Below are 13398 nucleotides of genomic sequence, written 5' to 3'. Positions count from 1 at the left end.
ACCACAAGTTTCGGTCGCGGCGATCAATCCAGGTGGAACGGCCTGCCCGCCCGTCCACCGCAACGGCGCGCGAAGTCAGCAGTACCGACCTCGCGCGTACAGCACGTTGGAGGCAGACTTAATGAAACTTTCCATGCTGTTGTGGTTAGCGTCCGTGCTACCGCAGCCCCTCGCGGACCAGACCTGCCTGGCCACGACGGTGTATCTCGAGGCACGCAGTGAGTCGACCATCGGGCAGTACGCAGTGGCCGAAGTTGCTCTTCGTCGCCGCGACCGCGGCACCTGGGGCGACAGCGTTTGCGAAGTGGTCACGTCACCGCGCCAATTTGCGTTGACCACCACCGCGAGCACTTTCGAAGTGACCGATCTCAACTCCTGGACCAAGGCGTGGAAGATTGCTGGCGATTCGATCAGCAATTGGAGCCTGCCGAAGGGAGAGCGCACCGTGTACGTGCCGCAAGCAGATCATTTCGCCACGCTCGCCGTAACCACCACCTGGTCCACGAAGCGCGTCAAGACCATCGGCGAACACGCGTTCTACGCCGTCAGCAACTAAGCAAACCCATCCCGTAAAAAAAGGCCCTCGAAAGAGGGCCTTTTTATTTGGACGTCCAGACGTCTTTACGTCAGAGTCGATAGACAAGGTTGTTGCGGATCTGCACGTAGTCACCCGGACGCACCTGCGGATCGGCCGCCTGCGTCACCGTGGCATAGCGACCGTCGTCGAGCTTGACGGTCACCTGCCATGCGACATCCGGCCCGCCGGAGTTCTTGCCAACCTGGTTGCCGATGGCGCCGCCGGCCACCGCGCCAGCCACGGTGGTGAGGGCCTTGCCGCTGCCACCACCGAACTGGTTGCCGATCACGCCACCGGCGATACCGCCGATCACCATGCCCAGCGGCGATGAACCCTTCTGCGTCTCGATCTGACGAATATCGCTGACCACACCACACTGCTCGCAACGGCTGGTCGAGCCGCTGTAAACCACTTGTCGCTGCGGCGGCGGAGTGCAACCGGAAACTAGCGCAAAAGCGGAAACGAATCCCACGACAGCCAAATGTCTAAGCAGTGTTTGCATGGCGTGAATCCTCAGTGAGCGTCGGAAACGGCTACCACACCTTCCTGTACCTGCAGCCTGTCACCCGGATCGTGATCCATGCGTACAGTGCGGGTCACTCCGTTGTACTCGTAACTCACATCGTATGCCACCACCTTGTCGCCGGCACTGCCGGCCACCGTGGTGCACCGACGTTGCGTCGTTTGCTGCGTGGCATTGGCCTGATGATTGGCCTGAATTTCGTGGCCTGCGTAACCGCCGCCAACGGCACCGGCCACGGTAGCGAGCGTGCGACCCTTGCCGCCGCCCACCTGGTTGCCCAACAGACCGCCCGCCACGGCACCAATGGCCGTGCCAGCAATCTGATGCGTATCCTGCACCGGCTTGTGCGTGGTCACCACTTCGTCGTGGCACACCTGCTGCGGTGCGCTGGCTGCCTCGCGGACCGGCGTCACGCTCACCACGCGCGCGTACTTGGCGCCATCGGCAGCCCCTTGTTGCTGCGCAGCGGCACCCACGCCACCGTCAGCATTCGCATCCCGATTACACGCCGAAAGACCCACCATCAATACACCGGCGAAACCAACATGCAGCGCCGAAACGACCAACCTGTTCATAATGCTCTCCTGTCTGGACCAGCGGAGCGCCCCCGCTCCTGCTTGAATTCGATCCAGCGCATTCATTGAACCTCTGGATCACTGAATGTTCGCTTAGACCGAAGCTCGCTATTTTTCCCAATTCAGGATCCCTTGACTGTGCTCGAACTCACCGACAGCCATGCGCACATCGATGATGCGAGTTTTGCATCCGATCGGGAGGCCATGTTCCAGCGCGCTCAAGCAGTCGGCATCCGGCATATCGTGGTGCCTGCCGTCGACCAGGCGTCCTGGGCGCGCATTGATTCGCTGTGTGCCGATCATCCACAAGCCCTCCCCGCCTATGGGCTGCATCCGATCTATCTCGACCAGCATCGTCCGCAGCACCTGGATGAGCTGGCCGCATGGCTGAAAACGCATCGTGCCGTGGCCGTGGGCGAAATCGGTCTGGACTATTTCCTGCCCGAACTGGATGTCGAAACGCAGCGCGAGTATTTCCAGAAGCAATTGCAGCTGGCACGCGAGGTCGACCTTCCGGTGATCGTTCATGCACGACGAGCCATGGACGAAGTGACCTCCACCATGCGCCGCATCGGTGGCCTGCGCGGCGTCGTGCACAGCTTCTCGGGCAGTCTCCAGCAGGCCGAGCGCCTGTGGGAACTGGGTTTTTACCTGGGGATCGGCGGCCCTGTCACATATCCGCGCGCCAATCGTCTTCGTTCCATGGTCGCGACAATGCCCATCGAACGACTGCTGCTGGAGACGGACGCACCGGATCAACCCGGTGCCTGCCATCGCGGTGAACGCAATGAGCCCTCGAACATCATCGAGGTGCTCCACGTGATCGCCGAACTTCGCGGCGAAAGTCCCGAAGCCATCGCCGCAGCCACCACTGGCAACGCCCGGCAGCTGTTCCGGTTCGACTGACGCCGGGTCGATCGACCCTTGCGACCTGTCCGAAACCGGTGCTAGCCTAATTACTTCACTGGCGAACTATCCTTTGGTGAAATGAAGTCCATGCATGAATGCCTCGACCATATGGTTGAGGGAATTGGCCGCGTTAGAGAAATTTTCCCGGAGTTGCCGCTCCAGGAGGTTGTACTCACTCGCCTGCTATTGATGGTGGGCGGCAACCTGCTGGGCGAGCTCGAACGCAATCTCAAGCCGCATGGCCTGAACGACAGCGATTTCCGCACGCTGATGATGCTGTACAGCAGGCCTACGGGCAGCGCCACGCCCAGCGAATTGTGCGGATACGCGCAGCAAGGGGCCACCAATATGACGCGCATCGCCAACGTCCTGGTCAAGGCCGGTTTGATCACGCGCGCACCGAGCGCGGAAGACCGCCGCCGCATCGTGCTCAGCATTACGGCAGCCGGCAGGCGCCTGGTACGAAAGATTCTCCCCCCGCTGTTTCCCAGCGTGCATGGCGCGTTCGCATCGATCAGTGCCGCCGACAAGCGCACGCTCGAGCGCCTGCTCCGCCAGATCGCGGTCAACATCGATTCGCTCACCCAGCCGGACACTCGTCCATGACCTCACACCTTCCCTTCCGACACGGACTTGGCCGTCGCGCCTTGCTTGCCTGCGCCGTTGCCATCGCCGTGGCGGGTTGCTCGATTCCCGCCAAGTTGAATCGCCCGCCGGTTCGCGACGACGTTCCGCTGGCCGGCCTCGACACCGGCCACCGCGCCGGCTGGCCCGATGCCGCGTGGTGGAAGCAGTACAACGATCCGCAGCTCGACCAGCTGATCGAACTGGCGACCAAGGATTCGCCGGATATCGCCCAGGCCAAGTCGCGCGTTGACTCGGCCCAGCAGAACATCCGCGCCGCCACCGCGCAGGCCGGCCTCAGCGTCAACGGCAGTGCGCAGGTCGAGCGCCAGCGCCTGAGCGAAACCGGCCTGATTCCGCCGAAATTCCTCGGTTTCACCTGGTACAACCAGGGCGACATCGGCGTGCAGGCGCAGTACGACTTCGACTGGTGGGGCAAGAAGCGCAACACCATCGAAGCGGCCGTCGATCAGGCGCATGCGGCGGAGGCTCAGCACAGTGCGGCCGCGCTGGCCATCCAGAGCAACGTGGCCGACACCTATTTCGGTTGGCTGGCGGACCAGTCCCGCATCGCCCTGGCCAAGCAGGGCGTACAGACGGCTGAACAGCTCGAGCAGATCGCCCAGCTGCGCGTGAAGCAAGGCGTCGATCGTCCGGACACGGTGCAATCGGCCAAGGCGCAAACCGCCTCCGCACGGCAGATGCTGGTGAGCATCGAAAGCTCCGCGCGCATCCGCCAGGCGGTGCTCGCCAGCCTGTGCGGCGTGTCGCCGTCGCAGCTGCCGCCGCTGCAACCGCGTCCGCTGCCCGATGTCACCACGGGCCTGCCGGACAACGCCGGCGTCGACCTGATCGCACGCCGCCCCGATATCGCCGCCAGCCTCTGGCAGGTCGAGTCCGCGCTGCGCCAGACCGACGTGGCACGCGCCGAGTTCTTCCCCGATGTGAGCATCAGCGCGATGGCCGGCCTGTCGAGTATCGATCTCGACAAGATGTTCAGCGCCGGCAGCCGCGTGTTCGGACTGACCCCGGCGATCCATTTGCCGATCTTCACCGGTGGCCTGCTCGAAGCGAACTACGGCGTGAGCAAGGCCCAACTGGGCGCCGCCGTGGCGCAGTACAACAGCACCATCCTCAGTGCCGCGCGCGACGTCTCCACGCAAAGCCTCACCGCCGACCAGATCCAGAACCGGCGCAAGGAACAGGCGCGCGAAATCGCCGCCAACCAGCAACTGCTCGCCAACGCGCAATCGCGCGCGCAGCGTGGCGTGAGCGACCGCCGCGAAACGCTGAGCGCGCAGGCGCAGCTGCTGCAGCAACAGGACAACGACGTGAGCCTGCAGGCGCAGGCGCTGTCCACCGATATCTCGCTGATCAAGGCCCTGGGCGGCGGTTACCGCGCCAGCCTGCCGGAACAGGCCTCCAGCGACCGCCCCTCTTCCCCTTTGAACCTTTCCGGAGACGCCCCGAATGAGCGCCACTGATTCCGACGTCAAGAAGAACAACAACGGCGACAACGACAGCGGCATGGCGGCGAAGGATCCCGCCAAGCGCCGTCGCGCGCTGATCATCGTCGCGGCCGTGTTCGTGCTCGCTGCCGTTGCGTGGGTGCTGCTGTGGCTATTCGTGTTCTCCACTCGCGAGAAGACCGACAACGCCTATGTGGGTGGCAACCAGGTGGCGATTTCGGCGCAGGTGCCAGGCATCGTCACCTCGATTCTTGCCGACGACACGCAGCGCGTCGAAGCCGGCCAAGTGCTGGTGAAACTCGACAACACCGACGCCGACGTGCGCCTGCAGCAGATGAGCAGCGCGCTCGCGCAGGCCGTGCGCCAGGTGCGCCAGCAGACGGAATCGGCCACGAGTGCGGACGCCCAGGTGACCAAGGCCCGCGTCGACCTGAAGAAAGCGCAGGCCGATCTCGCCCGCCGCGCACCGCTGGTCGCGGCCCAGGCCGAAGCGCCGGAAACCGTGCAGCACCTGCGCGATGCGGTCGACCAGGCGCAGGCGTCGCTCGATGCGGCGCAGGCGCAGGCCGCGGCCTCGCACGCTGCCATCGAAGGCACCCGGATCGCCACCAACCCGGCCGTGGAACAAGCACGCGCGAATTTCCGCTCGGCCTGGATCGCCGCCCAGCGCAACAACATCTATGCACCGGTCACCGGCTATGTGGCTCAGCGCAGCGTGCAGGTGGGCAACAGCGTGCAGCCGGGTCAGCAGCTGATGGCGGTGGTGCCGCTGCACAACCTGTGGGTGGATGCGAACTTCAAGGAAAACCAGCTGCGCCACATCCGCGTGGGCCAGCCGGCCAAGGTCGAAGCCGACCTCTACGGCGGCAGCGCCGAATTCCACGGCAAGGTGATCGGCCTGGGCGCCGGCACCGGCAGTGTGTTCTCGCTGCTACCGGCGCAAAACGCTACCGGCAACTGGATCAAGGTGGTGCAGCGCGTGCCTGTGCGCATTGCGCTCGACGACAAGGAACTCGACCAGCATCCGCTGCGCGTGGGCCTCTCCGCCGACGTCACCGTCGACATCACCGATGACAAGGGCGCCATGAACGCCGCGCCGGGCAACGGCCAGCCGATTGCGCAGACCACGGTGTACGACCAGATGGCCAGCAAGGCCGACGAGGAAGCCGAGAAGATCATCCAGGCCAACCTCAGCCAGCGCGACGCCAACTGACCTAGACACCCATGGCCGCCAATCCCACCGAAGACAAGCCGTTACCGCCTTTGCACGGTACCGCGCTGGTCCTGCTGACCATCGCGGTCGCGTTCAGCACTTTCATGGAAGTGCTGGACATGACCATCGTCAACGTCGCCGTGCCGCATATCGCCGGCAGTCTTGGCGTGAGTTCCAGCGAAGGCACCTGGACGATCAGTTCGTACTCGCTGGCCAGCGCGATCATGCAGCCGCTTACCGGCTGGATCGCGCGGCGCTTTGGCGAAGTGAAGACCTTCGTCGTTTCCGTCGCCCTGTTCGTGGTGTTTTCCATGATGTGCGGCCTCGCCACCTCGATGCCGATGCTGGTGTTCGCGCGCCTGATGCAGGGCGCCGGCTCCGGCCCGATGGTGGCGTTGTCGCTGACGCTCTTGCTGGCGAGTTATCCGAAAACCAAACAGGGCGTCGCACTCGCGCTATGGGCGATGACCGTGGTGGTGGCGCCGATCTTCGGCCCCATCCTCGGTGGCTGGTTGACCGACAACTTCTCCTGGCCGTGGATTTTCTACATCAACCTGCCGGTGGGCATTCTTGCGGGCGTGATCACCTGGTCGCTGCTGCGCAAGCGTGAGACCAAGACCTATCAGTCGCCCATCGACGTGATCGGCCTGGTGCTGCTGGTGGCCGGCGTGGGCTGCCTGCAGTTCATGCTCGACAACGGCAACGACCACGACTGGTTCTCCTCGCCGATGATCGCCACGCTGGGCATCGTCGCGCTGGTGTGCCTGGTCTTCCTGGTGGTGTGGGAACTGCACGCCAAGCACCCGGTGGTGGAACTGGGCCTGTTCAAGCAACGCAACTTCACCGCGGGCGTGGTGGCGCTGTCGCTGGGCATGTTCGCGTTCTTCGGCATCAACGTGGTGTTCCCGCTATGGCTGCAGACCACGCTGGGCTACACCGCGACGTGGGCCGGACTGGCCACGGCGCCGGTGGGCATCCTGGCCTTCCTGCTCTCGCCGATCCTCGGGCGCAACATGCACCGGCTGGAATTGCGCGGGGTGGTGACGTTCGCCTTCGTGGTGTTCGCCGGCACCTCGTACTGGTTCTCCACGTTCGACAGCTCGGCATCGTTCTCGTCGCTGGTGTTGCCGCGCTTCGTGATGGGCATCGCCATCCCCTGCTTCTTCATCCCGCTCAACCAGATCTACCTGGCGGGACTGCCAGCGAATGAAATTGCCAGCGCCAGCGGCCTGGCCAACTTCTTCCGCACGCTGGGCTCGAGCGTGTCCACGGCGGTGACGGTGACGCTGTGGGAGCACCGCGGCATCCTGCATCACGCCACGCTGACCGAGAACGTGACCAGCGCCAGCCAGCCGGCCACGCAGATCATTTCCCAGCTGACCCATGCCGGCAACAGCCAGCCCCAGGCGCTGGGCATCGTCAATCAGCTGGTGAACCGCGAGGCGCTCACGCTGGCCGTGAACGACATCTTCCTGCTCTGCGCGGTGCTGTTCATCGTGCTGATCCCGGTGATCTGGCTGGCCAAGCCGCCGTTTGGCTCCGCGGGAGGCCCCGGGCATTAGGTCCCCGTGCCGGAACGTTCCTAATCCGGCACAAACCGGCAACAACCAGCAGGTGATTGATCTAACAGCAATTGCTGCAACTGGCCAGTGCAGCAATTAATACCACTTGGGCGACTGGTGCGCCGCAATACCTTCTGCTAGTTTGTGTGCATGGCACAAACGATGCGCACCATTAAGAAGTACCCGAACCGTCGACTCTACGACACGGAAATCTCCAGCTACATCACGCTGGAGGAAGTCCGTCAGTTGGTGCTCGACAACGAAACCTTCGAGGTCCGCGACGCCAAGAGCGGCGAAGATCTCACCCGCTCGGTCCTGTTGCAGATCATCTCTGAGCACGAGGAAAAGGGGCAGCCGATGCTGTCTCCCCAGCTGCTCAGCCAGATCATCCGCTTCTACGGCGACTCGCTGCAGGGTTTCATGGGTCCCTATCTGGAACGCAGCCTGCAGGTCTTCCTCGACCAGCAGCAGCAGTTCCGTACCCAGCTCAACAGCCTGCTGGGCCAGACACCCTGGTCGATGCTCAACGATCTGACCGAGCGCAACATGGATGCTTGGCGCAACATGCAGCGCGGCCTGATCGATGCGGCCACGCAGGGGCAGCCGCCGCGCGGCGGCTCCAACGGCCCCAAGAAGTAGGGCTGACCCGCACCGACCGGCCGGCTTCCGCCGGCCAGCGCTTCCGTCTCATCCGCCGCTGCAGCACAACACGTGCTGCCCTGCCGCATGTGCACGAGTCCTTCACATGAATTCGCAAAGTCGCACTCCACGCGTTGCCATCGTCACGGGCGGTATCGGCGGTCTCGGTACCGCGATCTGCCGGCAGCTCGCTGAAGCCGGACGGCAGGTCATCGCCGTCGACCTAGCAGGACGCGAGGAAAGGTTGCATGCCTTCCGGCAGGAGCTGGCCGATCTCGATGGCGCGGTGAAATTCGAGCACGCCGACGTCAGCCAGTTCGACAGCTGCGCCGAGCTGATGGGACGCGTCGAGCAGCAACACGGCGGCGTGGACATCCTGGTGAACGCCGCCGGCATCACCCGCGACACCAGTCTGCGCAAGATGACGCCGCAGCAATGGCACGAGCTGATGCGCGTGAACCTGGACGGCGTCTTCAACATGTGCCGCAACGTGGTCGAAGGGATGAGCGCGCGTGGCTTCGGCCGCATCGTGAACTTGAGTTCGGTCAATGGGCAGACCGGCCAGTTCGGCCAGACCAACTATTCCGCCGCCAAGGCCGGTGTGCACGGCTTCGGCATGGCGCTGGCACGCGAGACGGCGCGCAAGGGCGTGACCGTGAATACCGTGTCGCCGGGCTATTGCGACACGGCGTTGGTGGCAGCCGTGCCGCAGGACATTCGCGAGCAGATCATCTCCGACATTCCCGTCGGCCGGCTGGGCTCGCCCGACGACATCGCCCGTGCGGTGACCTTCCTCACGGCGGACGATGCCGGTTACATCACGGGCGCCAACCTGCCGGTCAACGGCGGTTATTTCATGAGTTTCTGAGGCCGCCAAAGGCCCCCTCGCTCGTCATTCCGGCGCAGGCCGGAATCCAGTAGCGAGCACGTTGGATTTTCGCGATAGGCACCGTGCATTTGGCCTCGCGAAAATCCCCGACCGCGTCTACTGGATTCCGGCCTACGCCGGAATGACGTGAGGGAGATGAGCGCATAGACGAGATTGCGACCCAACTCCGAAAGGTCCTCTTGCCGCACTGCGCATCGCCTGCCCTGTTGCGACCCGCTACTCTTGGCGTTTCACGCGGTTGCCACTCACAGCGGGACTCCATGGCGAAGCAGCTCACTCTTATCGGCGGCGGCCTGGTCGGCGCCTTGCTGGCCCAGCAATTAGCGGGACGCGGTTTTGCCGTCGACGTCTTCGAAAAACGCGCTGACCCGCGCGTCGCCGGCTTCATGGGCGGCCGCTCGATCAATCTCGCGCTGGCCGAACGCGGACTGCAGGCGCTGCGCGAGGCCGGCCTCGCCGACGATGTGCTGCAGCGCGCGGTGATGATGCGCGGCCGCATGGTGCACACGCGCGACGGCCGCTCCGGACTGCAGCGCTATGGCGTGGACGACAGCGAAGTGATCTGGTCGGTCTCGCGCGGCGCACTCAACATGTTGCTGCTGGATGCCGCCGAAGCGGCCGGCGTGAACTTCCATTTCGGACAGTCGCTGGCCAGCGCGGATTTCGATCGCCAGCGCATTCATCTGGTCGACGAACACGGCACGTCGCGCGAACTCGACGCGTCCGTGGTGATTGGCGCCGATGGCGCCGGTTCGTCGTTGCGCGCCGCGATGAACGCCTACTCGCCGCTGGGCGAGCGGGTCGAATCGCTGGGCCACGCATACAAGGAACTGGAAATCCCTTCCGCGGGCGGGCTCGCTGCCGAACTGATCAGCCGCAGCGGCGGACACGACCAGTTCGCGCTGGAACCTCATGCGCTGCATATCTGGCCGCGCGGCGGCTACATGTGCATTGCGCTGCCCAACACCGAGGGCAGCTTCACCGTCACCCTGTTCCTGCCGGCGCAGGGGCCGCATCCGAGCTTCGCCACGTTGGGCGACGCCCGCCATGCACGCGCCTTCTTCGAGGAAGACTTCCCCGACCTGTTGCCGCTGATTCCCGATTTCGCCAACGACTACGACGGGCATCCGGTCGGCACGCTGTCAACGCTGTACCTGCAGCGCTGGCATCTGGAGGGACGCGCGCTGCTGATCGGCGACGCGGCACACGCCATCGTGCCGTTCCACGGCCAGGGCATGAACTGTGGCTTCGAAGACACGGTGGTGCTGGCCTCGCTGCTGGCCGCGGCGCCGGACGACACCGCCGACGTATTCGCCGAATTCCAGCGCATCCGCCAGCCGAACAGCGACGCCATTGCGGCGATGGCGCTGGAAAACTACGTGGAAATGCGCGATTCGGTGGCCGATCCGCACTACCTGGCCAAGCGCGCGCTGGGCGCCTTGCTGGCCGAACGGGCGCCCGAGCATTTCATGGCGCGCTATCGCATGGTCACCTTTTCGCATCTGCCCTACGCCTATGCGTTCGAGCGCGGGCGCGCGCAGGACGTGCTGCTGGAGCAGTTGCTGCGCGGATCGACCGACGCCACCGCCGTCGACTTGAACGCAGCCGTCGACGCACTCCGCGCCACCTTGCCTCCCCTGCCCGACCTGCGGCATGGATGAGGCGCTGCTCGCCGCGTACCGGGCCACCGCGTATCGGGTGCGCCTGGCGCGCGGCGGCCATGCCGCGATCCGCATCGATCAACCGCTGCCGCTGGAGCTTCACGCCCTGGCGCAGGCATGTCCCTGGGGCTTCGTCACGGCCTGGAACCCGCGCTCCGAATCCACCTCGCGCGCAAACAACCGGCTGGCCCAGCGGGCGCTGCTTGCCCAGTTGCGCGCGTTGCCGGAAACCGTGGCCATCCGGCCGGGCGTGGGCGTGGCCGCCGATGGACGATGGTGGGAACCGAGCCTTTGGGTGATTGGCCCTACCCCGGCAACCCTCGATGCACTGGCCCAGCGCTTCGATCAATTCGGCTATGTGCATGGCGATGGCGCGTCACCGGCGCAGCTGCGCCTGCTCCCCGTCGCCGGGCAGGCCTGAAACGGGCGGCACAGCGCCGCATGGACAAGTCCGCCGGGCATTGCGGACAATCGGGGAATGACTGCCTCCACCGCCGTCGCCCCGCCCCTGCTGGAGGCCCGGGCGCTCTCGTTTTATCGCCAGGACGAACCGGTGTTCGGTCCGCTCGACTTCTGCCTCCTCGAGGGCGAAGTGGCGCTGGTGGAGGGCGACAACGGCAGCGGCAAGACGACGTTGCTGCGCATCCTCGCCGGTTTGCTGCATATCGATGAAGGTTCGCTCGATTGGCGGGGCCAGCCCTGGCGGCGCGACGAGCACCTGGGCGATACGCTGTTCCTGGGGCATCACCTGGGCCTCAAGGCCGATCTCAGTGCGCGGGAGAACCTGGCCGTGGCCGCCGGCCTTTACGGCGCGCGCGACGGCTGCACGGTGGATGGCGTGCTGCTCGACGTGGGTCTCGCCGGCTACGAAGACGAACCCGTGCGACGGCTCTCCGCCGGCCAGAAAAAACGCGCCGCGCTGGCGCGCCTGCTGCTGTTGCCGGCCACCTTGTGGCTGCTCGACGAGCCCTACGCCAACCTCGATCGCACCGGCATCGAACTGGTCAATCGCCTGCTCGCCCGGCACGCCGCGGCCGGCGGCGCCGCGCTGGTCACCAGCCACGGCGCGGTGAGCTTTCTCAACGGCGAGCCGAAACGGGTGCGCATGCACGCATGAATCACGCGCCGCTCGGTTCCGCCTGCGTCGCCGTGCTGCGACGCGACCTCACCCTGGCCTGGCGTCGCCGCGGCGACATCGTCATGCCCGTGCTGTATGCGCTGATCGTGATCACCCTGTTCCCGTTCGCGCTGGGGCCGGAGGAAGCGCTGCTCCAGCGCATTGCCGGCGGCGCCGTGCTGGTGACCATGCTGCTGGCCATGTTGCTGGCGCTCGATGCGATGTTCCGCAGCGATATCGAAGACGGATCGCTGGAACAACTCATCCTTTCACCCCAGCCGCTGGCACTCATGCTGGGTATGAAAATTCTTGCGCACTGGATCACCACGGCTTTGCCGCTCATCGTCATCGCGCCGCTGCTGGCGGGCATGCTGCATCTGCCGACGGCGGTGATGCCGGTGCTGGTCTACGCGTTGCTGCTGTCCACCCCGCTGCTGAGCCTGCTGGGCGCGGTGCTGGTGGCGCTGACGGCCGGTACGCGACGCTCTGGTATGCTGCTGGCGCTGATGCTGCTGCCGTTGTGCGTACCCGTGGTGATCTTTGCCGCAGGCGCTGTCGCCGCGGCTCAACAAGGGCTGCCGTGGCTCGCGCCCATCGCCTGGCTCGGTGCCGCGCTGGTCATGGCGCTGGTGCTGGCTCCGCTGGCTTGCGCCACCGCCCTCCGCATAGCCTTGGACGCATAAAGACGATGGCCAACTGGATCCCGCTCTGGGTTCACAAGCTCAGCTCGCCGCCGAACTTCTACCGTTTCGCAGGTGTGGTTCGCCCTTGGGCCCTGGTGCTGGCGCTCGTGCTTGGCGCCATCGCGCTGTATGGCGGCCTGGTGTTGGCGCCGGCCGATTATCAGCAGGGCGATGCCTATCGCATCATCTTCATCCATGTGCCCTGCGCATGGATGAGCCTGTTTTGCTACGGCATGATGGCCATCGCCTCGTTCATCTCGCTGGTATGGCGCATCAAGCTGGCCGAAGTGGTGGCGATGGAATCGGCGCCGATCGGCGCCGCCTTCACCTTCATCACGCTGGTCACCGGTTCGCTGTGGGGCAAACCGATGTGGGGCACCTGGTGGACCTGGGATGCGCGCCTCACCTCCGAGCTGGTGCTGCTGTTCCTGTATCTGGGCGTGATCGGTCTCTATCACTCGTTCGAAGACCGTCGCCAGGGCGCGCGCGCCGCGGCGTTCCTCGCCATCATCGGCATCATCAACGTGCCGATCGTGCATTTCTCCGTGAACTGGTGGAACACGCTGCACCAGGGTTCGACCATTCGCATCCTCGGTCCGTCGAAGATCAGCACGGCGATGCTGTGGCCCCTGCTCACCATGATGGCCGCGACCAAGTTCTATTACATCGCCAGCCTGTTCGGCCGCGTGCGCACCGACCTGTTGTCGATGGAAAGCGGCAAGGACTGGGTCAAACAGATCGCCGAACGCGAGGGCCACGCATGAGCGCGTTCTTCGCCATGGGCGGCTATGCCATGTACGTGTGGCCGGCGTATGCACTGTTCTTCATCGTGCTGATCGCCGACTACATCAACCCGTGGCTGCGCCGCCGCCGCAACCTGCGCGAGCTGCGCGGACGCCTGGCGCGCCAGGCGGCACGCCAGCAACGCAACCCTTCAGCGCCGTAAAGCGCACTTAC

Annotated in this window: 16 protein-coding genes; 14 read left to right on the top strand and 2 right to left on the bottom strand. The window is 65.0% G+C overall.

Going from position 1 to position 13398, the window contains the following annotated elements:
- Window positions 1-121 precede the first annotated feature (121 nt).
- Window positions 122-556 carry a cell wall hydrolase gene (locus ACN9MB_RS07585; RefSeq protein ID WP_204634502.1) on the top strand — a complete coding sequence of 145 codons (435 nt, stop codon included), beginning with the start codon at window positions 122-124 and terminating at the stop codon, window positions 554-556.
- Window positions 557-626: 70 nt separating this feature from the next.
- Here ACN9MB_RS07585 and ACN9MB_RS07580 read toward each other — a convergent pair whose 3' ends face one another.
- Window positions 627-947: a glycine zipper 2TM domain-containing protein gene (locus ACN9MB_RS07580; protein ID WP_425490755.1), complete on the bottom strand. Its 321-nt coding sequence runs from the start codon at window positions 945-947 to the stop codon at window positions 627-629.
- Between the two features lie 143 nt (window positions 948-1090).
- Window positions 1091-1675, bottom strand: coding sequence for a glycine zipper 2TM domain-containing protein (locus tag ACN9MB_RS07575; protein WP_204634500.1), 585 nt, complete (start codon window positions 1673-1675; stop codon window positions 1091-1093).
- Window positions 1676-1813: 138 nt separating this feature from the next.
- Between ACN9MB_RS07575 and ACN9MB_RS07570 the strand changes: the two genes are divergently transcribed.
- The 13 genes from ACN9MB_RS07570 to ccmD all read left to right on the top strand — a co-directional run bounded on the left by ACN9MB_RS07570 (window position 1814) and on the right by ccmD (window position 13387).
- Window positions 1814-2581, top strand: coding sequence for a TatD family hydrolase (locus ACN9MB_RS07570; protein WP_204634615.1), 768 nt, complete (start codon window positions 1814-1816; stop codon window positions 2579-2581).
- Between the two features lie 111 nt (window positions 2582-2692).
- On the top strand, window positions 2693-3190 hold the full coding sequence (locus ACN9MB_RS07565; RefSeq protein ID WP_426271370.1) for a MarR family transcriptional regulator: 498 nt from the start codon (window positions 2693-2695) through the stop codon (window positions 3188-3190).
- Window positions 3187-4692: an efflux transporter outer membrane subunit gene (locus ACN9MB_RS07560; protein WP_426271368.1), complete on the top strand. Its 1506-nt coding sequence runs from the start codon at window positions 3187-3189 to the stop codon at window positions 4690-4692. Before ACN9MB_RS07565 ends, ACN9MB_RS07560 begins: the two co-directional genes overlap by 4 nt.
- Window positions 4679-5890: an efflux RND transporter periplasmic adaptor subunit gene (locus tag ACN9MB_RS07555; protein ID WP_426271366.1), complete on the top strand. Its 1212-nt coding sequence runs from the start codon at window positions 4679-4681 to the stop codon at window positions 5888-5890. The genes ACN9MB_RS07560 and ACN9MB_RS07555 overlap by 14 nt, the downstream gene beginning before the upstream one ends.
- An 11-nt stretch (window positions 5891-5901) precedes the next feature.
- Entirely contained in the window at window positions 5902-7452 is a 1551-nt protein-coding gene (locus ACN9MB_RS07550; protein ID WP_426271365.1) for a DHA2 family efflux MFS transporter permease subunit, read from the top strand.
- A gap of 150 nt (window positions 7453-7602) precedes the next feature.
- Window positions 7603-8091, top strand: a complete 489-nt coding sequence (phaR, locus tag ACN9MB_RS07545) for a polyhydroxyalkanoate synthesis repressor PhaR (protein ID WP_204634495.1) — start codon at window positions 7603-7605, stop codon at window positions 8089-8091.
- 106 nt (window positions 8092-8197) lie between these two features.
- Window positions 8198-8959 carry an acetoacetyl-CoA reductase gene (gene phbB / locus ACN9MB_RS07540; protein ID WP_204634494.1) on the top strand — a complete coding sequence of 254 codons (762 nt, stop codon included), beginning with the start codon at window positions 8198-8200 and terminating at the stop codon, window positions 8957-8959.
- Window positions 8960-9240: 281 nt separating this feature from the next.
- Window positions 9241-10641, top strand: a complete 1401-nt coding sequence (locus ACN9MB_RS07535; protein WP_426271363.1) for an FAD-dependent oxidoreductase — start codon at window positions 9241-9243, stop codon at window positions 10639-10641.
- Window positions 10634-11062: a DUF3293 domain-containing protein gene (locus ACN9MB_RS07530; protein ID WP_426271361.1), complete on the top strand. Its 429-nt coding sequence runs from the start codon at window positions 10634-10636 to the stop codon at window positions 11060-11062. Before ACN9MB_RS07535 ends, ACN9MB_RS07530 begins: the two co-directional genes overlap by 8 nt.
- Before the next feature lie 57 nt (window positions 11063-11119).
- Entirely contained in the window at window positions 11120-11758 is a 639-nt protein-coding gene (gene ccmA, locus ACN9MB_RS07525) for a cytochrome c biogenesis heme-transporting ATPase CcmA (protein ID WP_204634491.1), read from the top strand.
- A complete protein-coding gene (ccmB, locus tag ACN9MB_RS07520; RefSeq protein ID WP_354015500.1) occupies window positions 11755-12441 on the top strand; it encodes a heme exporter protein CcmB in 687 nt (228 codons plus the stop codon). Before ccmA ends, ccmB begins: the two co-directional genes overlap by 4 nt.
- A gap of 5 nt (window positions 12442-12446) precedes the next feature.
- Entirely contained in the window at window positions 12447-13205 is a 759-nt protein-coding gene (locus ACN9MB_RS07515; RefSeq protein WP_204634489.1) for a heme ABC transporter permease, read from the top strand.
- Entirely contained in the window at window positions 13202-13387 is a 186-nt protein-coding gene (gene ccmD / locus ACN9MB_RS07510; protein ID WP_426271358.1) for a heme exporter protein CcmD, read from the top strand. The genes ACN9MB_RS07515 and ccmD overlap by 4 nt, the downstream gene beginning before the upstream one ends.
- The last annotated feature ends 11 nt before the right edge of the window (window positions 13388-13398 follow it).

This window comes from Dyella kyungheensis (assembly GCF_049913195.1).
In the GTDB taxonomy this organism is placed as follows: Bacteria; Pseudomonadota; Gammaproteobacteria; order Xanthomonadales; family Rhodanobacteraceae; genus Dyella; species Dyella kyungheensis.
Note: the sequence above shows the minus strand (reverse complement) of the source record. Positions and strands in the feature narration are given on the sequence as shown.